This window comes from Flavobacterium pisciphilum (assembly GCF_020905345.1).
Taxonomy (GTDB): domain Bacteria; phylum Bacteroidota; class Bacteroidia; order Flavobacteriales; family Flavobacteriaceae; genus Flavobacterium; species Flavobacterium pisciphilum.
In genome coordinates, this window is sequence record NZ_JAJJMO010000001.1 from 4,604,334 (window position 1) to 4,629,484 (window position 25,151).

A 25,151-nucleotide genomic window follows, 5' to 3' on the forward strand; every position below is an offset into this window, starting at 1 on the left:
AATGTTAAAAAGTTCCATAGATAAGGCGACAGGTTTCGAAAAAAGATTCGAAAACATTGATACAGTGGTTTTTGAAAACTCAACAGAAGCATCTAAAGCAGTTGCACAGCAAATAGCAACACTTATCAAGTCAAAACAAGAGAATAATGAGTCATGCGTTTTAGGATTAGCTACAGGATCTTCGCCAAAAGGATTATATGCTGAGTTAGTACGATTACACAAAGAAGAAGGATTGAGTTTTAGAAACGTAATTACCTTCAACTTGGACGAATACTATCCGATGGAGCCAGATTCGGTAAATAGTTACGTGCGATTCATGAAAGAATTGTTAATGGATCAAGTAGATATTTTACCTGAAAACTATCATATTCCAGACGGACTTTTATCAAAAGAAGAAATTGCAGATTATTGTGCAGACTACGAAGCTAAAATCGAGGCTTTAGGAGGAATCGATTTGCAGGTTCTTGGAATTGGAGCTAATGGACATATCGGATTCAACGAATCAGGTTCATTGCAAAACTCAAAAACAAGATTAGTAGCATTAGATCATATTACAAGAGTTGCAGCAAGTAAAGACTTTTTTGGATTAAACAATACGCCAAGAACAGCAATAACACTTGGGGTAAAAAAGATAATGGAAGCCAAACAAGTTATTTTATTGGCTTGGGGAGAAGGAAAAGCAGATGTTATAAAAAAATCTGTTGAAGGAGAAGTAACCAATAGAATTCCTGCATCATTCTTGCAAGAGCATAACAATGCTGTTTTTGTTTTAGATAAAGAAGCATCATCAAAACTAACAAGAGTTAATAGACCATGGTTGGTAGAGAAAATTGTTTGGACAGATAAATTAATCCGTAAAGCAGTTTTAGGATTAGCACTAGATTTGAAGAAACCAATCCTAATGCTTACCGATGCCGATTATATCGAAAACGGAATGAGCGATTTGTTGGCAGATTCAGGACCAGCTTATGATATCAATATCAAGATATTTAATAAATTACAAAATACGATTACAGGTTGGCCAGGTGGAAAACCAAATGCAGACGATACTAAGAGACCAGAAAGAGCAGAGCCTGCAAGAAAAAGAGTATTGATCTTTAGTCCACACCCAGATGATGATATCATTAGTATGGGAGGAACATTCATGAGATTGCAACAACAAGGACATGAAGTACACGTAGCTTACCAAACATCAGGAAATATTGCAGTAGCCGATGATGAGGCATTAAGATTTGCAAGATTTGTGATTGATTACAATGAGAAATTTGGAATAAAAAGCCCAGAAGCAGATGAAATCTACAACAAGGCAATCACATTTTTAAGTAACAAAAAAACAAGTGAAATCGATATTCCAGAAGTTAGATATCTAAAAGGATTGATACGTAAAGGAGAAGCGCGTTCAACAAGCCATTTTGTTGGTTTGCCAGACGAACAAATTCATTTTATGGAACTTCCATTTTATGAAACTGGAGCAATCGAGAAAAAACCATTAGGTGAAGAAGATATCAAGTTGACAATGGATTTAATTGATAAAATTAAGCCACATCAAATATATGCTGCAGGAGATTTAGCTGATCCACACGGAACACACAAAGTATGTTTGGATGCTATTTTTGAAGCAGTAAAAAGATTGAAACCAAGAGACTATATGAACGACTGTTGGGTTTGGTTATACAGAGGAGCTTGGCAAGAATGGGGAATTGACGAAGTTGAAATGGCAGTACCAATGAGCCCAGACCAAGTATTAGCGAAACGTCATGGAATCTTTAAACACCAATCACAAAAAGATGGAGTGGTATTTCAGGGATCTGATGCTCGTGAATTCTGGCAAAGAGCTGAAGACAGAAATAGCGAAACGGCACAATTATATAATGAATTAGGATTGTCACGTTATGCAGCAATGGAAGCTTTCGTGAGATGGCATTACTAAGTTAAAGGATGCAGGATATGAATTGTGAGATGTGAAACAAAAGATTTACTTTCCAATTGATATGAACTATATAGTTTAAAAAGCCAATTTGTGAAATTTGTAATTTTAAACATTCAAATTCATAAAAAATAAAATAGCTTTGTACTCAATTTAGAAGCAAGAAAAAAGATTCAGTTTGTTCTTTTTCTTGCTTCTTTTTTATTTGAAAAATGGAACAGAATAAAAAAGAACTTATAAAATTAGCCCATACAAAAATGCCCTTCGGAAAATACGAAGGACGTTTTCTTATTGATTTGCCTGAATATTATGTGGTTTGGTATAGTAATAAAGGATTTCCAAAAGGTGAATTAGGACTACAGTTGCAATTAGTCTATGAGTTAAAGTTAAATGGTCTGGAAGAATTGATACGCAATATTAAAAAACGGTACCCAAAGCCTTAAAAAAAGCTAGAGAAATTACCCTATTTAATTGTTGATAATTTAGTTTTAAGATATATTGTTTTGTTAAGTATTTTTTTACTTTTACGCAATTAATATAAAAAAGATATGGATAATTATTTAAAATCGTCAAATGCTGGTCAGGGGATGGGTGCAGCAGCTTTAGTTCTAGGGATACTAACTATTTTGGTGTCGTTTATTCCTTGTGTCGGAGTGGCAGCAATCTTTTTAGGAGTACTTGCTATCATTTTTGGGATAATTAGTTATATGACTGCAAAAAAAGGTAATGCCTCTACTGGGATGCCAATTGCGGGTTTAATATTAGGAATAGTTGGAACACTATTTGCCTCGATGTGGATTTTGTTTTTTGTAGTTGCAGCCAATGCAGATCCTTTACCTGATGAAAATGAAATCGGTACAATGTTAGACTCTATAAACGAAGAAACTGTAAAATTGCAAGACTCTTTAGATAATAGTATTAAAGTAATAGAAGACTCACTTAAAGTTGAAGAGTCAAAAAAATAATTTTTTGTGGAAATAAAAGATTCCTGCAGAATTAATTCTTACAAGAGGATAAACATAATTTTTATTGTATTAATTATGTTTATCTTTTTTTATTGTTATGTATCAAGGTTTTTGAATTTTGGAATTCATTCTTTTTGTGAGGGCAAGCCATTGAGTTATTGTAAAAGCCGAGGCTTAACAAGAGCCTTTTCTCAAATTTTGAATTTAAACTTCGAACAAGCGATTGCTTTTAATCCCTACAGCATAAAAATTTTTTCATTTTTTCTAGCCCAATTAATAGTCCGTTTTTTTATTAATTGGATCATACAATTTTCTAACTTTAAGTTGCTATTGGTTTTAGATGTCTTTTTTAGTTCGGTATTTTTTCTTTTTTCATTTTACAACTTAGTAGTAATTTGACATTTAGAGACGAATAAAGAGATTAACTAAATAGAGCGCCAATTTGAATTCAAAAATTATGAATTACGGAAGCAACTAAACGTTCTGTTTAAAAAAATGAAAATTATCTAATTATCTAATTGACAATTTGTCCAATTAAATTTGTACTTTTGCCACGTTTTTTACACAACTACAATACAAACAACAACAGAATGAATCAAACGAAATATATTTTTGTTACTGGCGGTGTGACTTCTTCATTAGGAAAAGGTATTATCGCAGCATCTTTAGCAAAATTGTTACAAGCAAGAGGTTATCGCACAACTATTCAAAAATTTGACCCGTATATAAATGTAGATCCGGGTACATTAAATCCGTACGAGCACGGAGAATGTTATGTGACTGATGATGGTGCTGAAACCGATTTGGATTTAGGACATTATGAGCGTTTCCTTAACGTTCCTACATCACAGGCAAATAACGTAACTACTGGTAGAGTATATCTTTCGGTTATTGAAAAAGAGAGAAGAGGAGAATTTCTTGGAAAAACGGTACAAGTAGTACCTCATATTACCAATGAAATTAAAGATAGAATGCAATTACTAGGTAAATCTGGTGATTATGATATTGTTATTACCGAAATCGGTGGAACAGTAGGAGATATAGAATCATTACCTTATATCGAGTCAGTTCGTCAATTGGTATGGGAGTTAGGAGAGAATAACGGAATCGTAATTCACTTAACTTTAGTGCCTTATTTGGCTGCAGCGGGAGAGTTGAAAACAAAACCAACGCAACACTCTGTAAAAACTTTAATGGAAAGCGGTATCAAAGCTGATATTTTAGTTTGCAGAACAGAACATGAACTTTCAGATGAATTACGTAGCAAACTAGCTTTGTTTTGTAATGTAAAAAGAGAGGCTGTAATACAGTCAATCGATGCATCGACAATATATGAAGTGCCTAATTTAATGCTAGAAGAAGGATTAGATGTAGTTGCTTTAAAGAAATTGGATTTACCTAAAAAAGCTGCTCCAGATTTAAAAAACTGGAATACTTTCTTAAAAAGATTAAAAAATCCAAAGCATACAATTAATATTGGTTTGATTGGTAAATATGTGGAAATGCAAGATTGCTACAAATCAATCTTAGAAGCATTTATTCATGCAGGAGCTTCAAATGAAACAAAAGTAAATGTAGTTTCTATCCATTCAGAGCATATTAATGCAGATAATATAGAAGAAAAATTGAAAGGCTTAGACGGAATTCTTGTTGCTCCAGGTTTTGGAGAAAGAGGAATTGAAGGAAAAATTGAAGCAGTGCGTTATGCACGTGAAAATAAAGTTCCATTTTTTGGAATTTGCCTTGGAATGCAAATGTCAGTAATCGAATATTCTCGTAATATTTTAGGTTATACAGAAGCAAACTCAACAGAGATGAACGAGAAAACGCCTCATCCAGTTGTTAATTTAATGGAAGAGCAAAAAACAGTAACCGATAAAGGAGGTACAATGCGTCTTGGAGCATGGAAATGTGATATTACACCAGACTCGTTGGCATATAAAATTTACGGTAAAACAACTATTTCTGAGCGTCACAGACACCGTTATGAGTATAACAGTCAGTACGTAGATGAATTGCAAAAAGCAGGGTTAATTGCTTCAGGAGTAAATCCAGATACAGGATTGGTAGAAATTGTAGAATTAAAAGACCATCCATTTTTTATCGGAGTACAATACCACCCAGAATACAAAAGTACAGTTGCGAATCCGCACCCAATTTTTGTGAATTTTATAGCTGCAGCAGTTACAGCTCATAAAAAATAATACGTATTTGTATAAGTTTCTAAAAACAGAAGAAACGCAAACATAAAATTTAGAATAAAAATTACAATGGAAGAAAAAAAATTTGATCTCAATTCAGTTATTGGTTTTATATTGATTTTTGGTATTTTGATTTGGATAATGTACCAAAACAAACCTTCTGAAGCTACTATCGCTGCAGAAAAAGCCAAGAAAGAATTAGTTGCAAAACAAGAAGCTCAAGCTAAACAAGCTACTGCTAAGACTGCGGTTTTACCAGTTGCAACAACACCTGGAGATACTTTGCAATTAGCAAAATTGCAAAAAACATTAGGTGGATTTGCTTATTCAGCTACACTTCCTTCTGCTAAAGATGCTTATACAACTATTGAAAATGATGTAGTAAAACTAAAAATCGCCAATAAAGGAGGTTTTATAGTTGAAGCTATTTTGAAAAAATACGAGAAATTCCAAAAGGGATCAGGACAATTAGTAGAGTTGATTAAAGACAACAACGCTAATTTAAATATCCAGTTGGTTACTAATGATAATCGTACTTTAAACACAAAAGATTTATTTTTTGAACCAACATTGACTAAAAATGGTGAGGATCAAATATTATCAATGCGTTTAAAAGCAGGCCCAAATGAATTTTTGGAATACAAGTATGTATTAAAACCAACAGATTATATGATTGGTTTTGATCTTCGTTCACAAGGTTTAAATAAAGTTTTGAATACGTCTAAACCGTTGGATTTACAATGGGATTTGAAAACGTATAGAAATGAAAAAAGTGTTTCATATGAAAATCGTTACGCAGAGATTTATTATGAATACAACGAAGGAAAGACTAGTTATGTAGGTCAAGGAGAAAATAAAGAAGAATCACCAGAGAAAGTAAGTTTTATTGCTTTTAAACAACACTTCTTCTCTACTATTTTATTGACTAATACTCCTTTTGAAAAATCAAAATTGCATTCTCATAACTTAGTTAAAGATGAGAAAGTTGATACAACGTTTACAAAAGACTTTAAAGCAAATGTTCCATTGGCATTTTCAAATGGAGAGCTTGATTATAAAATGAGCTGGTACTTTGGACCATCAGATTATAAAACTTTAAAATCATACAATAAAGATTTAGAAAGAATCATTCCACTTGGTTGGGGAATATTTGGATGGATCAATAAATTTATTTTTATTCCATTATTCGGATTCTTGAGTTCTTATATTCCTTACGGTATTGCTATCATTGTGTTTACAATTTTGATAAAAATAGCGATGTCGCCAATTACATATAAATCATTCTTGTCACAGGCAAAAATGAAAGTATTGCGACCAGAAATAACAGAGTTGGGTGAAAAATACAAGAAAGACCCAATGAAGAAACAGCAAGAAACAATGAAGCTGTATAATAAAGCAGGGGTGAACCCAATGGCAGGATGTATTCCAGCCTTGATACAACTACCGTTTATGTATGCTTCGTTCCAGTTCTTCCCATCAGCTTTTGAGTTAAGACAAAAAAGCTTCCTTTGGGCAGACGATTTATCTTCTTTCGATGCTGTAGTAAAATTACCATTCCATATTCCTTTATATGGAGATCATATTAGTTTGTTCCCAATATTGGCAGCAATTGCAATTTTCTTTTACATGAAAATGACATCTGGTGACCAACAAATGGCAGCTCCTCAACAAGAAGGTATGCCGGATATGGCTAAGATGATGAAAATCATGATCTATGTATCACCGCTTATGATGTTGATTTTCTTCAACTCGTATGGTGCTGGTTTGAGTTTGTATAACTTTATCTCTAACTTAATTACAATCGGAATTATGTATGTAATTAAAAACTATATTGTAGATAGCGATAAAATCCATGCTCAAATACAAGAGAACAAATTAAAAGAGCCTAAAAAACAAGGAAAGTTCCAAAGACGTTTACAAGAAGTTATGGAGCAACAAGAAGCTGCTAAAGCTGCTAAAGGCAAAAAATAATATAAGTTTGAAAATAAAAAAATCTCGATTTATCGGGATTTTTTTATACACGTATAATTTATTAATGGACTATTTCGTTAAGGTTTAAAATAGAATATAAAATGGTTTGTAAAAAAATATTACTCGGATTGGTTTTGTTGAATGCATTTCTTGTAAATGCACAAACATTAAATAAGCTAGATGCAGATGGTAAAAAAGACGGACTTTGGAAAGGGACTTATGAGGAATCAAAAAGAGCTCGTTACGAAGGAACTTTTAGTCATGGTAAGGAAATAGGTGTTTTTAAGTTTTATGATGATACAAAGGCAGCTAGTGTGATTGCGACAAGAGATTTTAGTGCCAATGATGGTAGTGCTTATACTATTTTTTATGATCAAGCTAAAAACAAAGTAAGTGAAGGAAAAGTTGTCAATAAACTTTTTGAGGGTGAGTGGAAATATTATCATCAAGCTTCACCAACTGTAATGACAATTGAAAATTATAGTAAAGGAAAGTTAAAAGGGTTGCGATCAGTTTTTTATCCAAATGGGAAAATTGCTGAAGAAATGAATTATAAAGACGGGATAAAAGAAGGAAGTTATAAAAGATATGCCGAAAATGGAACTGTTTTAGAGCAACTAAACTATAAGAATAATGAGTTAGATGGAGAAGCTATCTTTAATAATTCAAATGGAGTTGTTGCTTCAAAAGGACTATTTGTAAATGGTAAAAAATCAAGCAATTGGCAGTTTTTTGAAAAAGGAAAATTGGTAAAAGAAGTGAATATGAGTGACCCTAAAAACACAAATAAAACAGCCGAAAAGGTAGAGAAGAAGAAAAAATAAAGCGATAGGTTTAATTCTTGTTGCTATTCCTTTTGAGAGATTCTTTTTTAGTGATTTAGATGTGTTTTCATAGTGGCTAATTTGAGAAATAAATACCTTCTAAAGTTGCAATAAGTTTTATCTACCCTTTGATTGGATAAAGTAATAGAAACAATAGTTATTATCTGCAATTAAGGATTAACTTTGCAAAATAATTTTTTTTAGATTTCGAATATATGAAACGTGTTGTAGTAGGACTTTCTGGAGGTGTTGATTCAAGTGTTGCCGCTTATTTGTTGCAACAACAAGGATATGAAGTTATTGGCCTTTTTATGAAGAATTGGCATGATGATTCAGTTACAATTTCTAACGAATGCCCTTGGTTAGAAGATAGTAATGATGCTTTATTGGTAGCCGAAAAACTTGGGATTCCTTTTCAAACCGTTGATTTAAGCGAAGAATACAAAGAAAAAATCGTTGATTATATGTTCAACGAATATGAAAAAGGACGCACACCAAACCCAGATGTGTTATGTAATCGCGAGATTAAATTTGATGTTTTCATGAAAATTGCATTAAGTCTTGGTGCAGATTATGTAGCAACAGGACATTATTGTCAAAAAACAGAAATAGAGGTAGATGGTGAAAAAGTATATCAACTTATTGCCGGAGCCGATACAAATAAAGATCAATCTTATTTTTTATGTCAGTTGTCACAAGAGCAATTGGCTAAATCATTGTTCCCTATTGGAGCATTAACAAAACCAGAGGTACGTGAAATTGCTACCGAAATGGATTTGGTTACTGCCGAAAAGAAAGATTCGCAAGGCTTATGTTTCATCGGGAAAGTGCGCTTGCCAGAATTTTTGCAACAAAAACTACAACCTAAAGATGGTTTAATTGTACAAGTAGATAAAAATGACCCAATATATAATTCAGAAAAATTAGAGGATTTATCCCTTGAAAAAGAATTAGAATTTGAGTCTCAAAGGTTGCCTTATACTCCAAAAATGGGTAAAGTAGTTGGTAAACACCAAGGAGCACATTATTTCACTATAGGTCAACGAAAAGGACTTAATGTGGGAGGAACAACAGATCCTTTATTTATCATTGCAACTGACGTAGAAACAAATACAATTTATACAGGTTTAACGAGCCAACACCCAGGTTTGTTTAAAAAAGCATTGTTTATAGAAAATTCAGAAGTACACTGGATTCGTACTGATATGGCTTTAAAAAATGGAGAGCAAATGGAAGTAATGGCAAGGATTCGTTACCGTCAGCCTTTGCAGAAAGCAACTTTGCATCAATTTGAGGGAGGAATGTATGTTCACTTCGATGAGCCACAATCTGCTATAACCGAAGGACAATTTGCTGCTTGGTATTTAGATAATGAATTAGTTGGTTCGGGAGTAATTTCTTAGATTAGTACTTTTTTACGGAGGGCTTTCCCTTTTTTAAAGAAGTAACGAATGAAAAGATATCTCATATTTCTCTTTTTACTCATTTCATCTGCGACATTCTCGCAAGAAGAAGCATGGGTTTATTTTAACGCCAAACCTAATTCCCAAGCCTATTACGATAATCCTTTATTGATGCTTACGCAAAGAGCTTTGGATAGAAGAAGCAATCAAAACATAGCTTTAGATTTTAAAGATATTCCTATTGAGACGGCTTATGTCAATCAGATAAAAACAAGTACAGGAATAACGGTTATGGCACAATCCAAATGGTTAAATGCACTTCATATTCGAGGAACACAGGCTAATATCAATATGCTTAAGTTGCTGGGATTTGTTTCAAAAGTTGATTTTGCAAATAAAACTTTAAATCTTACAGGCAAAAAAGTAGCTTCAGAAAAGACAGTAGCAACAGATAAAAAGCTCGAAACTGCAGTCAATTATTCTTATGGAGGATCTGCAAATCAAATCCAAATGCTTAATGGGCAAATTTTGCATCAACAAGATTATACAGGTTCAGGTAAAATAATAGCTGTTCTTGATGCAGGCTTTCCAGGTGTTAATACTGCAAGCACATTTCAGCGTTTACGAGATAATAATAAAATATTAGGAGGATATGATTATGTTTCTAGAAACCCCAACTTCTATACGGGAGTTTCTCATGGTACAGAAGTTTTATCTACAATGGGAGGTTACAAAGTAAATGCTCTAGTGGGAACTGCTCCAGACGCTTCCTATTATTTATTCATTACAGAGGACGATACCTCAGAGAATCCTGTTGAAGAATCACTTTGGGTCGAAGCCGCAGAAGAAGCAGATAGGTTAGGAGTAGATATTATTACAACTTCTTTGGGATATTTTGAATATGATAATCCAGATTATAGTCATATTTATAATGATATGAATGGTACAACTAATTTTATATCGCGAGGAGCAGAAATTGCATTTAGTAAAGGAATGATTGTGGTAGCTTCAGCAGGTAATGAGGGAGATACTTCAGAGAAGCATATTGGAGCACCAGCCGATGCAATATCAGTAATTACTGTAGGTTCGGTAACATCTACCAGAACGATATCGTCCTTTAGTTCAATTGGGCCTAGTTACGATGGTAGAATTAAGCCAGATGTAATGGCACAAGGAACTGCAGCTGTAGTATCAGGTGTTTCAGGAAACATCAGTACAATAAATGGAACCTCTTTTTCATGCCCAATAATGGCAGGAGCAATTGCTTGTTTATGGCAGGCTTTACCAAATAAAACAAATCAAGAAATTCGACAATTGGTTTTACAGTCATCAGACAGATATGTATTTCCGAATATTCAATATGGCTATGGAATTCCCAATTTTAGCTTAGCTTTAAATACTGCTCTTGGTGTAGAATCGATTGAAAAGTCAGATTTTTTAGTTTACCCAAACCCAACAGATTCTACTATTTCCTTTACTTTGTCAAAAGATATAGATGAAGCATCTCTGACGGTGTATTCTATGCTTGGACAAAAGGTAATTGAAAAGCAAATTACTAATCAGGTATCTTTAGTTTCGTTACAATCATTACATTCAGGAGTTTATTTTTATACTTTAGACGCAAATAACCTGCACAAAACAGGAAAAATTATAAAACAATAATTGGTAGTATTACATGAATAGAATAACAACCCTTTTTAAAATAAAATATCCAATAATTCAAGCAGGAATGATTTGGAACAGTGGTTACAAGCTTGCAAGTGCGGTAAGTAATGCTGGAGGTTTAGGAATAATAGGAGCAGGCTCGATGTATCCAGAAGTATTGCGAGAGCACATTCAGAAATGCAAAAAAGCAACATCAAAACCCTTTGGAGTAAATGTGCCAATGCTTTACCCTAATATCGACGAGATCATTAAAATCATTGTTGATGAAGGTGTGAAAATTGTATTTACATCAGCAGGAAATCCTAAAACATGGACGTCATTTTTAAAAGAAAAAGGAATTACAGTTGTGCATGTGGTAAGTAGTACTATTTTTGCTTTAAAAGCACAAGAAGCAGGCGTAGATGCTATTGTGGCCGAAGGTTTTGAAGCTGGAGGGCATAATGGTCGTGATGAAACGACAACTTTTACATTGATTCCGATGGTGCGTGAAAAAATCACTATTCCGCTAATAGCAGCGGGAGGGATCGCAACAGGAAAAGGAATGCTTGCAGCGATGATTCTAGGTGCAGATGGAGTTCAGGTAGGAAGTCGCTTTGCAGCTTCAATAGAATCTTCAGCACATGATAATTTTAAGCAAACGATTGTTAATGTAAAAGAGGGTGATACACAGCTTACATTGAAAGAATTAGCTCCAGTACGATTAATTAAGAATAAATTTTATCAGGATGTTCAGGCGTTATACGAGAAGTGTCCAACAAAAGAAGAACTCGTTGAACTTTTAGGAAGAGCAAGAGCAAAACGAGGAATGTTTGAAGGCGATTTGGAAGAAGGCGAATTAGAAATCGGACAAATAGCAGGACTTATTCAAGATATTAAACCTGCTGCTGACATTATCGAAGAGATGATTTCAGATTTTGAAGCTGCACGTAAACAAACATTAAATTTAGATTTTTAGATAAATGAATCAAATAAAAATATATATAGTATTGTTTTTTCTAGGACTTGGTTTGCAACAAACCTATAGTCAGAGTTATAGATTTAAAACTTCAGGTTACAGCGTTTTAGAGAAAAACGAAAGAGGAAAATGGGGTAAGTGGTCAGATCTGGAATTAGTTAATATTTTGGTTGTTTTGGATACAGATAAAAACCGAATAGTAGTGAATTCACTAGAAACACAAGTGTATCAAATTTCAGACTATATAGCCAGAGAAGAAAATGAAACAGATATAGTGTATTCTTTTATTTGTAAAGATCTAAAAGGGAACGATACTAAATTGTCTATTATTACTAGAAAAAAACAGGACAATAGGAAGCAACTATATATTAATTACAATGATAGAATTATTGTATATAATATTTTTACCATCTGATAGAGGCTAATTGTTCTCACAAAAGATTAGAAACAATACAAAACAACCCGACAGATTTTTAAAACCTGTCGGGTTGTTTGTTATAAGAACGCTTAATATATTCTTAGCTTCTTAAACTTAGAATCGTAGTAGCTCAGAATCTTAGAATCTAAAAAAAAACTATTCAATGTCTTTGATGAATTCATCATACTCCAAGTAAAACATTTCAAGAGCATTCATTTTTTCGAAGTAAAAGTCGAATATTTCATCCCAATATTTACGATTGCTAAAACCAACTCCTAGTTTTTCAACCCAAATACGACTTATGGTTTTGCCACTTTCTAAAGTATATTCTTTTTCAAAAATAAGATCTTTGATGAACTCTTCTTCTAAAATATTTTTTAATGCTTCTAGTTTCTCATAGTATGCATTTCGTTTGTCGTCATTGCGATGTTCGATATCTATTAAAATTTGTGCTTTTTTGTTATCGACATAAAATTTAAAAGAGAAATCTTTAATTTTGGTGTCATAAAGTACCCATTTTCGTGGATATTTCTCGGCAAAAGCGACCCAAAACTCTCTCTTCATTTTCTGTGATTCTTCTTTACTGTACATCTTTAATAATTTGTATAGTCGTAACTATTTTTAATATTTAAGTTCAAAATTATTTACGGATAACCTACTATTTATATCACCTTCATACAGAATTCCATCGGCACTAGAAGCAAAAACTACGCTAATGTGTGTCGGTTTATTATTAGAACTTCCATAAAACCCATTGCTAAGTTTTTGATAATCAGGAAAAGTAGTGTTTAATGTTCCGTAGGTCAAATCTACATTAATATTTTGAAGATTCATACCAGTTGTTCTTCCAGTTCTATACTAGTCAATATGTGATTTTATTACGCTTTAATTTATAAAGAAAGATTTTAGAGAAAGCAGTTGCTGTTAAAACTTGTGAGATGATGAATTCTGAACTATATTTATATATTATTTAAATTACTCAGAAACTCATATATGAATTTTCAAAACTTTTTGAATTTTGTTCCCAACCTAGCAGAAGCGAAACTTCCAGCTGAAATTGCACATTATAAAATGGCTCCATTGGAACGAATGGAAGTTATGAAAAATATAGATATCAAAGCTAATGCTCCTCGAGTTGCTGCAGTTATGATGTTGTTATATCCCAAAAATGACATTACACATTTGGTTTTAATTGTTCGTAATGCTTATAATGGAGTACATTCATCGCAAATTGCATTTCCTGGAGGAAAGTATGAGCTAGATGATGAGAGTTATGCTTATACAGCTTTACGTGAAACGCATGAAGAAGTAGGTGTTTTACCAGATAAAATTCAAATTGTAAAGGCATTTACACCTACCTATATTCCGCCAAGTAATTTTGTGGTACATCCTTTTTTAGGAATCTGCAAAGAAGAAATACATTTTCGACCAGATCCAAGAGAAGTTGCAGATATTATAGAGTTGCCACTCTCCGTTTTTTTGGATGATGAAATTGTTATAAAAACGATTTTATCAACCTCGTATGCAACAAATATTACTGTTCCAGCTTTTAAAATAGAAAATCATATTGTGTGGGGTGCAACGGCGATGATATTGAGTGAGTTAAAAGAGGTTTTAAAAGAAAGTCTAGTAGATTAACTGACGATTAAATAAAGATGTAGTCAATTTGCTATTTGATGATTTAGACGAATATTTCATGCAGATTTGAAAAATAATATAGAAGACTTCTTTTGCTTTTTATTTTAAATAAAACATATTGTTGCTGATATTTAGAAAGTTGCGATTTATGGGCTTAGCGCAATTGCTAGTTGGAACTACAAAAATAAATTTCGTAAGTTTGTCTTTCTAATTTTTCAAAATAATACATAAATTTATGGGATTGTTTAAAAGAAATCCTTTTGGTCATATACTATTTATAAAAAAATGGTTAATTCGAATTTTTGGGGCAATTACACATAGACGTTATAGAGGTTTTAACGAATTGCAAATTGATGGCTCAGAAATTATAAGAAGTTTACCAGATACTAATGTTCTTTTCATATCTAATCATCAAACATACTTTGCTGATGTTGTGGCTATGTTTCATGTTTTTAACGCAAGTTTGAGTGGGAGAGAAGATAATATTAAAAATGTAGGTTACTTATGGCAACCAAAGATGAATATTTACTACGTTGCTGCTAAAGAAACAATGAGAGCAGGTTTATTGCCAAGAATTTTATCTTATGTGGGAGCAATAACAGTCGAGCGTACTTGGCGAGCTAAAGGAGTTGATGTTACTGAAAAAAGAGAAGTCAATCCTAATGATACAGAAAACATCAAAATTGCTCTTAAAGATGGGTGGGTAATCACGTTTCCGCAAGGAACAACGAAGTCATTTAAGCCAGTTCGAAAAGGGACAGCACATATTATTAAAGAACACAGGCCAATTGTTGTTCCAATAGTAATTGATGGTTTCCGCCGTTCTTTTGATAAAAAAGGGTTGCGAATGAAAAAGAAAGGAATTCTACAATCTTTTATTATTAAAGAACCACTTGTTATTGATTATGATAATGATACAATTGATGAAATTGTTGAAAAAGTAGAATTTGCCATCGAACAACACCCTTCGTTTTTAAAAGTTATTCCATCAGAAGAACTAAAAGTAGAAGAGGAATTGAATAAGATGCGTAGATGGGATTACTAGTTTAAGTGTTTTTTTGTAAAAAGTAGAAAGGAAACATCTGAAATTTGATTTCATTTCACTTTTTGCATCTCACTTTTTCACATTTGACATTTCACATTTCACATTTGACATTTCACTTTTTCACATCTTACATTTCACACCTTTCTATAAGTCTATTTTTTTAAGTTCTTTATAGTTGGCATACAATCTTCGTAATAGTGTGCCATAAATAAGTCTATAAAAGCACCATACTAATCCTAAGGATACAAGTGTAACTAGGAATAAAATACCAACGACCATTATTAATGCGGTTCCATTGGTAGCGATTTTCTCTTTAAGGTAATTCATCTCAGGGCTAGAGAAAGCAATGAAGAAGCTTACAATAGAGCTTAAAACCACCATTGCTAAATTATACCAAACATAGTACTGAACCGTTTTACGAGTTTTTAAAATACTACTCATTAATAATTTTGTAGATTTTGTAGTTGATATAGTCGTGTAATTTCTATAGAAAAAATACACAAAAATCAGTACTACTACATAATTGAAGTATGTTATAGCTTCAAGATAAAATATGTATTCAGGATGATTAATTTGTTTTAAAAAATCATCAATGCTAAATACGAAATTCGATGCAGTCCAAAATAATATTTCTAGAAGACTTATAACTAAGATCCATTTTACAATCGATGACGATTTTTTATGAATCATATTATAAATCTCTACTTCAGATACTTGGTGAAAAGTATCTGCAGTTTTATTCCAATCTTTTTTTAGTAAATCCAGCTCTTTCATATTTTTTTTAAGGATTTAATATTTTTTTAAGTTTCCCTTTAATTCTATTCATTTTCACTCTTGCGTTGACTTCACTAATACCCAAGGTTTCGGCAATTTCTTGATAATCTTTATCTTCCAGATACATGAAAACCAGTGCTTTTTCGATGTCGTTTAGTTGGTAAACGGCTTTGTACATTAACTTAATTTGTTCTTCTTCCTCATAGTTGTAATCAACTTCCTTTATAAAATGTTGGTGATTTTCAAACTCCACAGTTGCTATCGAACGTTTTGTTTTTCGATATAGTGTAATAGCGGTGTTTAGCGCGACTCGATAGGTCCAAGTAGAAAATTTGCTATCGCCTCTAAATTTTGGATATGCTTTCCATAACTGAATCGTAATTTCCTGAAACAAATCTTTGTGAGCATCTTGGTTAGCAGTATATAATCTACAAATTTTGTGGATTATATTCTGGTTTGCCTGCAATTGCACAACAAATGAATGTTCTAAATTATCGCTCATATTACATTAGTGTCGACAACACCGATTTTGTTACAAGTACTTCTTTTTATTTGTGATTTTTAGATCAATTTTTTTTAATAGAATTCCCTAGCCCTTTTTTAGTATAGATTTTTGTAAACCTGTAATGGAATTTCTTGACAAAAATAATTTTACTTTCATTAGTGCTACCTTATAAATTTATGTTTTTTAGTTTTATTTCTTAACAAATGAGAAAAGAATTAAAGTAAAAATAACAATTTAAATCTTTACAGATTCTTATAAATTGTAAGAATAGTTATAATTTTACTTTTTAATAGGTTTGTAATTAAGTGACGAATAGTGATATATGCAAATTATAAGGACTGTGATTATAATTTGCTTAATTTATTTTGGTAGTGGTGCATTTACTTTTGTTTGTTGATTTTTGAAGAAAGCATATTGTTTACCTTAAATAGAGCCTCTAACTATTTTCTAATTGCGAAACACATTTGAATATTTGCCATATAAATAAAAATGATGTTAAAAAAAATTTCTGATATCTATCCTAAGCTTGGAGATGTTATGCTTAATTACAAAGAGTTCTGGTCAGAAATGGATTTCCCTCCTAAACAAACGGTATTGAAAGAAGGAGATATCTCTACTATGTTATATTTTGTCTTAAAAGGAAGTATGCGGCTTTCTAATAACAATAATGGTGATGAAATAACGATTCAATTCTTTTTTGAAAATGATTTTGTCACTTCTTTTGAGAGTTTTTTTAAAGATACTCCCAGCTTTTTTAGTTTAGATACAATTGAACAATGTACTGTTTTAGCAATTAGGAAAGAACACTGGAAAATTATCATGGATGAGAATCCTTGTTTAAAAGATTCATTTTTTGATTTTACTTCAGATAGATTTATAAATTATATTCATCATTTTTTGTCTTATATAAAAGAGAAGCCAGAAGAGCGTTATAAAAATTTATTGAAAAATAAATCGCATATATTACAGCGTGTTCCTTTGCAATATATTGCTTCTTATTTAGGGATTACTACAGTGTCTTTGAGTCGAATTAGAGCAAGAAAGAATAAAAATAAATAGGAATAAGTCTATAAAATCAGTTTTTTTAGTAAGGTTTTAATTAACAATTGTTAATTTTTTAAAAGTTAATTAGAGTGAAATTTGCTCAAATCTAAAACCCCAAGAAATGGACAAAAAAATTATTTTATTTAATTTTAAGCCTATACTAGTAGGCAAATTAATCGACCAAAGAAAGCTTAATCAGTACACAAAATTTCTTTATCATCATTTTCAAAATCAACCTGTTTTTTCACTTATTGGAGAAGAGGAAATAGCAACCAGTTTTGAGTTTATTTCCGATCAGGTTAATAAATATTCTATTTCTCCTGAAAATATTAGTCAAAGGCAGATTTTGATTTTTGAAGAAGTAGCGCAGTTTATTGAAAATGAAATGGATAGTGTATCCCATTTAGATTATCAATTTCCTGATAATCTTACCAATGAGTCAGGAGATTTATGTATTCCTAAAATTGGTGACCGTATGCAATGGTTTAAAGAAAAAATGAGCTATGTTTTTGATGAATTTTATTCTAAAACAGACGATGCTCCAGAAAACCTTGTACATGTTACATGTTCGGGTTATGCATCTCCAAGTGTTGCTCAAGAAGCAGTTGTTAAAAGAAAGTGGGAGACTGCCCAAGTAACGCATTCTTATCAAATGGGATGTTACGGTGCTTTTCCAGCAATTCGTACAGCAAGTAGTTTGATAAGTGGAAGTACTACCAATGGGAGAGTTGATGTTGTTCATACAGAATTATTGTCTGCCCATCTTAATCTAACTGAATTTTCTATTTCTAATACAATGATTTGTTCTCTTTTTGCAGATGGATTTATTGGGTATTCTTTACTTGAAGAAGAGTCTTTTATGAATGATGATAGCATAGAAGAGAAAGTAGGATTGCGTATTCTGGCTTCACATGAAGTGATTATACCCGATTCATTAGAAGATATGTCATGGGACTTGGGAGAGTTTAATTTCTTAATGACTCTGTCTAAACGTGTTCCTGTTTTTATTCGTAAAAATATAAAGTCGTTTTTGTCAACGCTTTGTGAAAAGGCTGGAGTAAATCTAGAAGAAGAAAAGTACAATATGCATTTTGCAATTCACCCTGGAGGGCCGAAAATAATTGATTATATAGTTGATGAAATCGGAATTTTCAAAGAACAAGCTGGTTGGTCTTACGAAATATTGCACCGTCAAGGTAATATGTCATCAGCAACAGTGCCTCATATTTTTAATGAAATTATAAATGACCCAACAATAAAACAAGGAACCAAAATTGTGGCAATGGCTTTTGGGCCAGGGCTTACGGCAACGGCTTTGTTAGTTGAGAAAATATAATTTTATTATATGGAAAAAGAATACGATGTAATAATAGCAGGATGTGGCCCTACTGGAGCCACATTTGCTAATTATTTTGGTAAGCAAAATTTAAGAGTTTTGCTCTTTGATAAGGAGTCGGATATTATTGAATATCCTAGAGCGGTACATATTGACGAAGATGTAATAAGAATTTTTCAGGAATTGGGTTTGTATGAGGAAATGAAAAAAGATGCAATAAAACCTTTTGTAAATTATTCATTAGTTTCGAAAAAGGATAAATTACTTTTTCAATTTCAACCCAACTCTAGTATTTCTGAAGATATTCCTGATTGTAGTTGGATTTTGCAGCCTGAAATTGAAAAACATTTGAGGAATGGTTTTTTGCAATATCCAAACGTTACATTTTTAAAAGAAACAACTTGGAGGGATATGAATAAAAAAGAAGATTCTGTTTCTTTAGTATTAATGGATAGTCAAGAGCAATTAATAAAAGTAAAAGCTAAATTTCTTATTGCTTGCGATGGAGGTAAAAGTGCAATTCGAAAACAAATGAATATAGCTGTTCATGATTTCGGATTCAAGAAAGAATGGTTTGTTATTGATACAAATTATAATGGGGAAAATGTTTTTTCTGAAGACCATAAGCAATATTGTGATCCAGATCAACCTATGACTTATGTAAATGGGGTGAAAAACCATTTTAGATGGGAGTTTATGGTTTCTAAAAAGCATGCTGAATTTTCAGATGAAATGTTAGCAAAAACAATGATTCCCAAACTAGCTTCCCATTTTCCGATAGATGATTTTGAAATCATTAGAAAGAAAAAATATGTATTCCATACTTTAGTGGCAAAGGAATGGCGTTCAGGACCTGTTTTCTTGGCAGGAGATGCAGCACATCAGATGCCACCATTTTTGGGACAAGGGATGTGTTCTGGTATCAAAGATGCTAAAAATTTAGCATGGAAGATTGTTAGCGCTTGTACTAGTTTTAATGTAGCTACAAATGAATTGTTGGATTCTTACTATATGGAGCGTGCCCCGCAGGTAGAGAAAATAATTAAATTGGCTGCTATTCTGGGAGGGTTCATTCAATATTCTAATCCTATTTTGGCATCATTTAGGAATGGATTTTTAAAATTACTTAATATTTTACCCAATAAGCCTATTGATGCACTTATAGAAAAGCATCTTTATGGTTTAGAAGTGAAAAACTTTTCAAAATCCCAACATCCTTTGGTAGGTAAACGGATTCCTCAACCGCTTATCGTTTTAAAAAATAAAAGGAAAGTGTATTTTGATGAATTATGTGGATTTCATTGGGTAATATTATTTCGTTCAGATTGTAAAATCATTCCTTTTAATCCTTCTGGAACTTTAAAATACATTCCAGTTGTCGAAAATTTTTCAGAATCTTCAATGGGAATTAAATCGCAATTTTTTGCTAAATGGATGGTTGAGAATAAAGTAGATTTTGTTGTAATTAGGCCAGATAAGTTCATTTTTGATATTGGGAAGGCTAAAGATTATGATAAAGTTATTCGAAATATAGATTCATATATTAATAAAATTAGTGCTAATTAAAGAAAAAACACATGAATTATTTAATCATTTTTAACCATCCCTATAAAGGAAGTTATTGTAATGCTTTACTTAATGCAGTACAAGAGGGACTTAAAACAGCTCAACATTCTATGGATTTAATTCATCTTGATAATGAAGCGTTTAATCCGGTAATGACTGCCGAAGATTTAAAATCTTTTAGAGATAAAAAACCTAGCGATGCACAAGTTATTGCTTATCAGGAACGACTGGAAAAGGCAGATTATCTCGTTTTTATATTTCCAATATGGTGGGAACTGATGCCTGCTTTAATGAAAGGTTTTATTGATAAAGTTATTTTTCCAGGTTTGGCTTATGATTATTCAAATGAAAAGAACACAAGGATGAAACCTTTGTTGAATAATGTAAAAGGAGTTACTGTAATTACAACAATGAATACCCCGAGATACATCTATAAATGGATTTTTGGCAATGCAATTCAAAAAGCATTTATTAGAGGAATATTTTGGAAATTAGGGTATAAAAATAGAAAATGGATTAGTTATAATAGAGTGAAAATGGTGAGCCAAAATAAGCGTGAAAATTGGTTGGAAGAACTAGAAAGAAAATTTTCAAGATTATAATTAAAATTATTTAAAAGAGCTATTTGTTAATCTATAGCTCTTTCTTTTTGTAGTAATTGACCATTAAATCAACAAATTTACTATAACTTTCCATGCCATCTTTTTGTTGATTCATTTTTAGGAAGTTATCATAAAAAATATGAAAACCAGTCTCAATAAAAGTCTCATATTGCTTCCAGAAATCTTGGCTTTCTTTGTAGTTTTTTAGAATTCCAGGATGAACTGTTTTTATTATTTGGTTAAATAATTTTTCATCTTTTACTTGTAGAATCCCTAAACAATAGCGCAAGGCTAAGCTGTAACCAGAATATTGAATGTATAAATCGTCATTTTTTACTGAAGCTAAAAATCCTATAAAATTACATTCATTCTCACTAGCATAGCCCATTTGATGTGCCATTTCATGATTTGTAGTCATAGGAAAACTGTACATTGGACCAAGATCATTTACTTGAGCTTCATTGGTAAATGGATTTAAATAACCACCAAATCCCATATAGGTGAGAGGTAGGCTAAAAAGTGATTTTTTTACACTTGAATGAGAGTAGGTAAAATAAGGGTGGTCAGTTGCGAGATTGTTGTAGCCGTTTAAATTGATTTTAAAAACCTGTTCTTGTGAATAAGGAAAAACAACTTTAAGACTATCGTTTTTAGTTATTAGAGAATGAATAGAATTTGTTTTAGTGATTAATTTTTTTGTGAAATCTAATAAATCAGCATCAGTGTAGTCTTTTTGAATTTTCATTTTTTCAAATAAGGGCACTCGATAGTAATTAAAAGCCCATAGGAAGTGAAATAAAAAATAGAAAATGGAGAGATAGCTTAAAGCGGTCAAGAGATTATCTTTCCATGATAATTTCCATGATTTTCGGCTGATCCAAATCCATTTTAAAAATAATACAATCAAGGCAAAATAAATACAATCGCCTATAGAAAAAGGAATCCAACCAAGTGTAATTCTTGAAAAAGAAGCAATTTTTAAATACAATCCAGTGCTGTAGTATTTTTCAATGAATTCAGGAAAAAAGGGAATGATCTTTAATAGGATGATTTGTAACAGTAAAAATAAGGGAAGGATGTATTTTGATTTCACAGTATAAATTTTGGATACGTAAATATAAATACAATATCAATTGTATCGAAAAAGAATTTAAACTTTGTAACTTTGAAGTTGGAAAATGTTAAACATCAAACAAAACATAATGAGTCAAGAAATAAGAAATTTAGAACCAAAAGCGCTTTGGAATAAGTTTGCTGATTTGAATGCAGTACCACGTCCATCTAAAAAAGAAGAGCGTGTTATTGAGTTCATGAAAAACTTTGGTACTAGTTTAGGATTAGAAACTTTTGAGGATGAAATTCGTAATGTAATTATTCGTAAACCAGCTACTCCAGGAATGGAAAATCGTAAGGCAATTGTTTTACAAGGACACTTGGATATGGTGCATCAAAAAAATGCAGATACGGTTTTTGATTTTGATACACAGGGAATTGACATGTATGTTGATGGGGATTGGGTTCGTGCTAAAGGAACTACACTTGGTGCAGATAATGGACTTGGAGTTGCAACAATAATGGCAATTTTAGAAAGTAAAGATATTCCGCATCCAGCAATTGAAGCTTTGTTTACAATCGACGAAGAAACTGGAATGACAGGAGCTTTAAATCTAAAAGGAGGAATCCTTCAAGGTCAAATTTTATTGAATTTGGATACTGAAGAAGATGACGAAATTGATATAGGTTGTGCAGGAGGAATTGATGTAACAGCTACAAGAACTTATAATGAAGAAGATGTTCCAGAAGGTTCTGTTGGGCATATTATCACTGTAAAAGGTCTTAAAGGAGGTCATTCAGGAATGGATATTCATAAAGGTTTGGGTAATGCCAATAAAATTATGAATCGTTTGTTGTTTGATGCTTTCGAAAATTTCGGATTGCAAGTGGTTGAGATCAACGGAGGAAGTTTGCGTAATGCAATTCCAAGAGAAAGTGTTGCGAAAGTAATCATTTCAGAAATGTTTGATGAAGCTTACATTTTTGATATGCAAGAAATCATCAATGATATTAAAACAGAATATAAAACTACTGAACCAAATCTTACAATAGAAATCGTAAAATGCGATTTACCTAATAAAGTAATGGATTTAGGAGTTCAAGAAGGTATTATTCGTGCTATTTATGCTGCTCATAATGGGGTTTACAGAATGAGTGCAGATATGGCAGACTTAGTTGAAACTTCAAATAATATTGCTCGTGTAATAGTAAAAGATGGTGAAATTAAGATTGGATGTTTAACACGTTCTTCTGTAGAAACTTCTAAATTTGATTTGGCTAACTCATTGCGTTCAGCATTTGAACTAGTTGGTTGTGAAGTGGAGCTTTCAGGAAGTTACCCAGGTTGGACTCCAAATGTAAACTCTGAAATATTAGATGTTTTAGTTGGTATTTACGAAAAACAAAATAACGAAAAGCCTAAAGTTGTGGCTTGTCACGCTGGTTTAGAATGCGGAATTTTAGGAACTAATTATCCAGATATGGATATGATTTCTTTTGGACCAACAATTCATGGAGCACATTCACCAGATGAAAGAGCAAGTATTTCTTCAGCCCAAAAATATTGGAAGTTTGTTTTAGAAATTCTAGAGAACATTCCAGTTAAATAATTTTTAGTCTAGTATACAGTCACAGTAATCAGTTATAAGCTGAAAACTGTGACTGTGACTAAAAATTAAATTTAGTCTCTTTTAGGACTATTTTTCTTTTCTCTCTTTTCCTCTTTCTTTTCTTTTGCAGTTTTAAGAGGTTCCTTTTTTTGCGTTTTCTTCGCGTCTTGACTCTTTGCCATGTATGGTTTTGTTAAGTTAATTTCTTTTTATATAAAAGTAAATATAGTGACTATTTTTATATGATTACTCTTAAAAAAGCTCTTTTTAAATATGTTGCTAAATAGGGTTCTTATTTAGGAGTTTGTCTATATACTTCTACTGAATCTTTAGCCAGTCGAATTTTAAGCCATGACTTTAATTTAGTATTCATCTCTTTGTCTAACTCTTTTTTGCTCTGGTATAAAACAACAGGTATTATCTTGGTATTTTGCGCGTTTTTATAAGAGTAGTTTCCAATAACTAGCGATGATATATATGGAAAAAGTACTTTCGACTCGTCTGTAATTTGCTCATTGTTAAATTGGTATTCAGCTAGTTGTTCTCGTAAGCTATTAATCATAATGTCTTTTTTATCCACTAGATCTTTACTAGAATTCATTTTGTTGAGGATGTCTCGACTTAAATTAAAAGTGTCTTGCTGAATTAATAGCTGTGTATTAGGTAAGTTATAGTCAATCAGTTTTTTGTTCAAATTGCTGATTTCCTCGTTGTTGAATTTTTTAGATAAAAAAGCAAGCTCTATTTTTTTAGGATTGCTATTGTATTCTACCTTTTTGTATATTATTGGGTAATTATGATCTGTAAATTCATTTTTGATAAAAACCTCTGTCTTTAAACGGTAGCTCTTTTCAACAAATAATTGGTATGCAAAATAGATGCTAGGTAAAATCATGAACATGATAAGTATAGTAATGCCGTATTTTACTTGTTTCTCACGTTTTAAATCCAGTTGTTGGGTAATAGGGTATTTCAGGAATTTTACGATTACAAAAGTTGCAATGCAAATAAACACACAGTTTATAGCGTATAAGTACATAGCGCCTAAAAAGTAGCCAATATTTCCTAAAGCTAAACTATAGCCAGCAGTACATAGCGGAGGCATTAAAGCTGTTGCTATTGCTACACCTGGAATTGGATTTCCTTTCTCAACTCTTGTTACCGCAATTACGCCAACTAAGCCACCAAAAAAGGCAATTAAGATATCGTATATGTTAGGAGATGTTCGAGCCAAAAGCTCAGATTGTGCCTCTTTAAAAGGGCTTGCGTAAAAATATAAAGTAGAGATTGCTAGACTTACAAATGTAGCAATCAGAAGATTTTTAATAGATTTTTTTACTAATTCAAAGTCATACATTCCAAGTCCAAAACCGGCCCCAACAATTGGTCCCATTAAAGGTGAAATCAACATGGCACCAATTATTACAGCTGTAGAGTTTACATTTAAGCCAACAGATGCAATAAGTATTGCACAAGCTAATATCCATAAATTAGAACCTCTAAAAGAGATGCTGCTGGTGATATTCTCAATTACTTTGTTTTTATTCTCTTCTCCTTTTTGAAGGTCTATGAAGTTTAGGACTTTGTTTATTTCTTTTTTCATAAGGAAAGGAGTTTGTTGAATGTTAAATTACAAATTTTATATTAGA

Annotated in this window: 23 protein-coding genes; 17 read left to right on the top strand and 6 right to left on the bottom strand. The window is 32.0% G+C overall.

Translation table 11 applies throughout. The features are described from left to right. The first annotated feature begins 1 nt into the window (after position 1). From nagB to LNQ49_RS19550, 10 genes are all read left to right on the top strand, one after another. Entirely contained in the window at positions 2 to 1,930 is a 1,929-nt protein-coding gene (gene nagB, locus LNQ49_RS19505; RefSeq protein ID WP_229990683.1) for a glucosamine-6-phosphate deaminase, read from the top strand. A gap of 209 nt (positions 1,931 to 2,139) precedes the next feature. Next, entirely contained in the window at positions 2,140 to 2,370 is a 231-nt protein-coding gene (locus tag LNQ49_RS19510) for a DUF3820 family protein (RefSeq protein ID WP_229990684.1), read from the top strand. Between the two features lie 105 nt (positions 2,371 to 2,475). Next, positions 2,476 to 2,892 carry a DUF4190 domain-containing protein gene (locus LNQ49_RS19515; RefSeq protein WP_229990685.1) on the top strand — a complete coding sequence of 139 codons (417 nt, stop codon included), beginning with the start codon at positions 2,476 to 2,478 and terminating at the stop codon, positions 2,890 to 2,892. Positions 2,893 to 3,482: 590 nt separating this feature from the next. Next, on the top strand, positions 3,483 to 5,096 hold the full coding sequence (gene pyrG, locus LNQ49_RS19520; RefSeq protein ID WP_229990686.1) for a CTP synthase: 1,614 nt from the start codon (positions 3,483 to 3,485) through the stop codon (positions 5,094 to 5,096). Between the two features lie 66 nt (positions 5,097 to 5,162). Then, a complete protein-coding gene (gene yidC / locus LNQ49_RS19525) occupies positions 5,163 to 7,064 on the top strand; it encodes a membrane protein insertase YidC (RefSeq protein ID WP_229990687.1) in 1,902 nt (633 codons plus the stop codon). 101 nt (positions 7,065 to 7,165) lie between these two features. Further along, the gene (locus LNQ49_RS19530; RefSeq protein ID WP_229990688.1) at positions 7,166 to 7,888 is read left to right on the top strand and encodes a toxin-antitoxin system YwqK family antitoxin; all 723 of its coding nucleotides are present in this window, start codon (positions 7,166 to 7,168) and stop codon (positions 7,886 to 7,888) included. 215 nt (positions 7,889 to 8,103) lie between these two features. Beyond that, positions 8,104 to 9,291 (top strand): tRNA 2-thiouridine(34) synthase MnmA, encoded by a 1,188-nt coding sequence (mnmA, locus tag LNQ49_RS19535; RefSeq protein WP_229990689.1) that lies wholly within the window; start codon positions 8,104 to 8,106, stop codon positions 9,289 to 9,291. Positions 9,292 to 9,339: 48 nt separating this feature from the next. Then, positions 9,340 to 10,953 (top strand): S8 family serine peptidase, encoded by a 1,614-nt coding sequence (locus tag LNQ49_RS19540; RefSeq protein ID WP_229990690.1) that lies wholly within the window; start codon positions 9,340 to 9,342, stop codon positions 10,951 to 10,953. A 13-nt stretch (positions 10,954 to 10,966) separates the two neighbouring features. Further along, complete coding sequence (locus LNQ49_RS19545) at positions 10,967 to 11,911, top strand: NAD(P)H-dependent flavin oxidoreductase (protein ID WP_229990691.1); 945 nt, start codon at positions 10,967 to 10,969, stop codon at positions 11,909 to 11,911. A 4-nt stretch (positions 11,912 to 11,915) separates the two neighbouring features. After that, the gene (locus LNQ49_RS19550) at positions 11,916 to 12,326 is read left to right on the top strand and encodes a hypothetical protein (protein WP_229990692.1); all 411 of its coding nucleotides are present in this window, start codon (positions 11,916 to 11,918) and stop codon (positions 12,324 to 12,326) included. Positions 12,327 to 12,485: 159 nt separating this feature from the next. Here LNQ49_RS19550 and LNQ49_RS19555 read toward each other — a convergent pair whose 3' ends face one another. Together LNQ49_RS19555 and LNQ49_RS19560 are read right to left on the bottom strand one after the other, a co-directional pair. Further along, positions 12,486 to 12,920: a DUF4268 domain-containing protein gene (locus LNQ49_RS19555; protein ID WP_229990693.1), complete on the bottom strand. Its 435-nt coding sequence runs from the start codon at positions 12,918 to 12,920 to the stop codon at positions 12,486 to 12,488. A 30-nt stretch (positions 12,921 to 12,950) separates the two neighbouring features. Beyond that, on the bottom strand, positions 12,951 to 13,163 hold the full coding sequence (locus LNQ49_RS19560; RefSeq protein WP_229990694.1) for a PCMD domain-containing protein: 213 nt from the start codon (positions 13,161 to 13,163) through the stop codon (positions 12,951 to 12,953). A 159-nt stretch (positions 13,164 to 13,322) separates the two neighbouring features. On the opposite strand from LNQ49_RS19560, the gene LNQ49_RS19565 reads away from it, so the two are divergent. Both LNQ49_RS19565 and LNQ49_RS19570 read left to right on the top strand, forming a co-directional pair. Then, the gene (locus LNQ49_RS19565) at positions 13,323 to 13,967 is read left to right on the top strand and encodes an NUDIX hydrolase (RefSeq protein ID WP_229990695.1); all 645 of its coding nucleotides are present in this window, start codon (positions 13,323 to 13,325) and stop codon (positions 13,965 to 13,967) included. Between the two features lie 235 nt (positions 13,968 to 14,202). After that, the gene (locus tag LNQ49_RS19570; RefSeq protein WP_229990696.1) at positions 14,203 to 15,012 is read left to right on the top strand and encodes a lysophospholipid acyltransferase family protein; all 810 of its coding nucleotides are present in this window, start codon (positions 14,203 to 14,205) and stop codon (positions 15,010 to 15,012) included. A 144-nt stretch (positions 15,013 to 15,156) separates the two neighbouring features. On the opposite strand, the gene LNQ49_RS19575 is transcribed toward LNQ49_RS19570, so the two are convergent. Further along, positions 15,157 to 15,786 carry a hypothetical protein gene (locus LNQ49_RS19575; protein WP_229990697.1) on the bottom strand — a complete coding sequence of 210 codons (630 nt, stop codon included), beginning with the start codon at positions 15,784 to 15,786 and terminating at the stop codon, positions 15,157 to 15,159. A gap of 7 nt (positions 15,787 to 15,793) precedes the next feature. Next, positions 15,794 to 16,288 (bottom strand): RNA polymerase sigma factor, encoded by a 495-nt coding sequence (locus tag LNQ49_RS19580; protein ID WP_035623144.1) that lies wholly within the window; start codon positions 16,286 to 16,288, stop codon positions 15,794 to 15,796. 492 nt (positions 16,289 to 16,780) lie between these two features. Here LNQ49_RS19580 and LNQ49_RS19585 point away from each other — a divergent pair, with 492 nt between their 5' ends. From LNQ49_RS19585 to LNQ49_RS19600, 4 genes are all read left to right on the top strand, one after another. Next, complete coding sequence (locus tag LNQ49_RS19585; RefSeq protein ID WP_229990698.1) at positions 16,781 to 17,350, top strand: Crp/Fnr family transcriptional regulator; 570 nt, start codon at positions 16,781 to 16,783, stop codon at positions 17,348 to 17,350. Between the two features lie 106 nt (positions 17,351 to 17,456). Then, positions 17,457 to 18,671 carry a 3-oxoacyl-[acyl-carrier-protein] synthase III C-terminal domain-containing protein gene (locus LNQ49_RS19590; protein WP_229990699.1) on the top strand — a complete coding sequence of 405 codons (1,215 nt, stop codon included), beginning with the start codon at positions 17,457 to 17,459 and terminating at the stop codon, positions 18,669 to 18,671. Between the two features lie 9 nt (positions 18,672 to 18,680). Then, on the top strand, positions 18,681 to 20,237 hold the full coding sequence (locus LNQ49_RS19595) for an FAD-dependent monooxygenase (RefSeq protein WP_229990700.1): 1,557 nt from the start codon (positions 18,681 to 18,683) through the stop codon (positions 20,235 to 20,237). Positions 20,238 to 20,248: 11 nt separating this feature from the next. Then, the gene (locus tag LNQ49_RS19600; RefSeq protein WP_229990701.1) at positions 20,249 to 20,839 is read left to right on the top strand and encodes an NAD(P)H-dependent oxidoreductase; all 591 of its coding nucleotides are present in this window, start codon (positions 20,249 to 20,251) and stop codon (positions 20,837 to 20,839) included. A 31-nt stretch (positions 20,840 to 20,870) separates the two neighbouring features. On the opposite strand, the gene LNQ49_RS19605 is transcribed toward LNQ49_RS19600, so the two are convergent. After that, a complete protein-coding gene (locus LNQ49_RS19605) occupies positions 20,871 to 21,932 on the bottom strand; it encodes a DUF3810 domain-containing protein (RefSeq protein ID WP_229990702.1) in 1,062 nt (353 codons plus the stop codon). Between the two features lie 109 nt (positions 21,933 to 22,041). Here LNQ49_RS19605 and LNQ49_RS19610 point away from each other — a divergent pair, with 109 nt between their 5' ends. Then, entirely contained in the window at positions 22,042 to 23,502 is a 1,461-nt protein-coding gene (locus tag LNQ49_RS19610; RefSeq protein WP_229990703.1) for an aminoacyl-histidine dipeptidase, read from the top strand. A gap of 292 nt (positions 23,503 to 23,794) precedes the next feature. Here the strand turns inward: LNQ49_RS19610 and LNQ49_RS19615 are convergent, their stop codons facing one another. Further along, entirely contained in the window at positions 23,795 to 25,105 is a 1,311-nt protein-coding gene (locus LNQ49_RS19615) for a TIGR00341 family protein (protein ID WP_229990704.1), read from the bottom strand. Positions 25,106 to 25,151: the final 46 nt, after the last annotated feature.

Excerpts from the sequence above, each read along its gene's own strand:
- LNQ49_RS19615 (WP_229990704.1), bottom strand. The coding sequence starts at position 25,105 with ATGAAAAAAGAAATAAACAAAGTCCTAAACTTCATAGACCTTCAAAAA.
- LNQ49_RS19550 (WP_229990692.1), top strand. The coding sequence starts at position 11,916 with ATGAATCAAATAAAAATATATATAGTATTGTTTTTTCTAGGACTTGGT.
- LNQ49_RS19580 (WP_035623144.1), bottom strand. The coding sequence starts at position 16,288 with ATGAGCGATAATTTAGAACATTCATTTGTTGTGCAATTGCAGGCAAAC.
- LNQ49_RS19540 (WP_229990690.1), top strand. The coding sequence starts at position 9,340 with ATGAAAAGATATCTCATATTTCTCTTTTTACTCATTTCATCTGCGACA.
- LNQ49_RS19595 (WP_229990700.1), top strand. The coding sequence starts at position 18,681 with ATGGAAAAAGAATACGATGTAATAATAGCAGGATGTGGCCCTACTGGA.
- LNQ49_RS19510 (WP_229990684.1), top strand. The coding sequence starts at position 2,140 with ATGGAACAGAATAAAAAAGAACTTATAAAATTAGCCCATACAAAAATG.
- LNQ49_RS19545 (WP_229990691.1), top strand. The coding sequence starts at position 10,967 with ATGAATAGAATAACAACCCTTTTTAAAATAAAATATCCAATAATTCAA.
- LNQ49_RS19575 (WP_229990697.1), bottom strand. The coding sequence starts at position 15,786 with ATGAAAGAGCTGGATTTACTAAAAAAAGATTGGAATAAAACTGCAGAT.
- LNQ49_RS19585 (WP_229990698.1), top strand. The coding sequence starts at position 16,781 with ATGATGTTAAAAAAAATTTCTGATATCTATCCTAAGCTTGGAGATGTT.
- yidC (WP_229990687.1), top strand. The coding sequence starts at position 5,163 with ATGGAAGAAAAAAAATTTGATCTCAATTCAGTTATTGGTTTTATATTG.
- LNQ49_RS19515 (WP_229990685.1), top strand. The coding sequence starts at position 2,476 with ATGGATAATTATTTAAAATCGTCAAATGCTGGTCAGGGGATGGGTGCA.
- LNQ49_RS19555 (WP_229990693.1), bottom strand. The coding sequence starts at position 12,920 with ATGTACAGTAAAGAAGAATCACAGAAAATGAAGAGAGAGTTTTGGGTC.
- LNQ49_RS19610 (WP_229990703.1), top strand. The coding sequence starts at position 22,042 with ATGAGTCAAGAAATAAGAAATTTAGAACCAAAAGCGCTTTGGAATAAG.
- LNQ49_RS19590 (WP_229990699.1), top strand. The coding sequence starts at position 17,457 with ATGGACAAAAAAATTATTTTATTTAATTTTAAGCCTATACTAGTAGGC.
- LNQ49_RS19530 (WP_229990688.1), top strand. The coding sequence starts at position 7,166 with ATGGTTTGTAAAAAAATATTACTCGGATTGGTTTTGTTGAATGCATTT.
- LNQ49_RS19570 (WP_229990696.1), top strand. The coding sequence starts at position 14,203 with ATGGGATTGTTTAAAAGAAATCCTTTTGGTCATATACTATTTATAAAA.
- mnmA (WP_229990689.1), top strand. The coding sequence starts at position 8,104 with ATGAAACGTGTTGTAGTAGGACTTTCTGGAGGTGTTGATTCAAGTGTT.
- pyrG (WP_229990686.1), top strand. The coding sequence starts at position 3,483 with ATGAATCAAACGAAATATATTTTTGTTACTGGCGGTGTGACTTCTTCA.
- LNQ49_RS19565 (WP_229990695.1), top strand. The coding sequence starts at position 13,323 with ATGAATTTTCAAAACTTTTTGAATTTTGTTCCCAACCTAGCAGAAGCG.
- nagB (WP_229990683.1), top strand. The coding sequence starts at position 2 with ATGTTAAAAAGTTCCATAGATAAGGCGACAGGTTTCGAAAAAAGATTC.
- LNQ49_RS19560 (WP_229990694.1), bottom strand. The coding sequence starts at position 13,163 with ATGAATCTTCAAAATATTAATGTAGATTTGACCTACGGAACATTAAAC.
- LNQ49_RS19600 (WP_229990701.1), top strand. The coding sequence starts at position 20,249 with ATGAATTATTTAATCATTTTTAACCATCCCTATAAAGGAAGTTATTGT.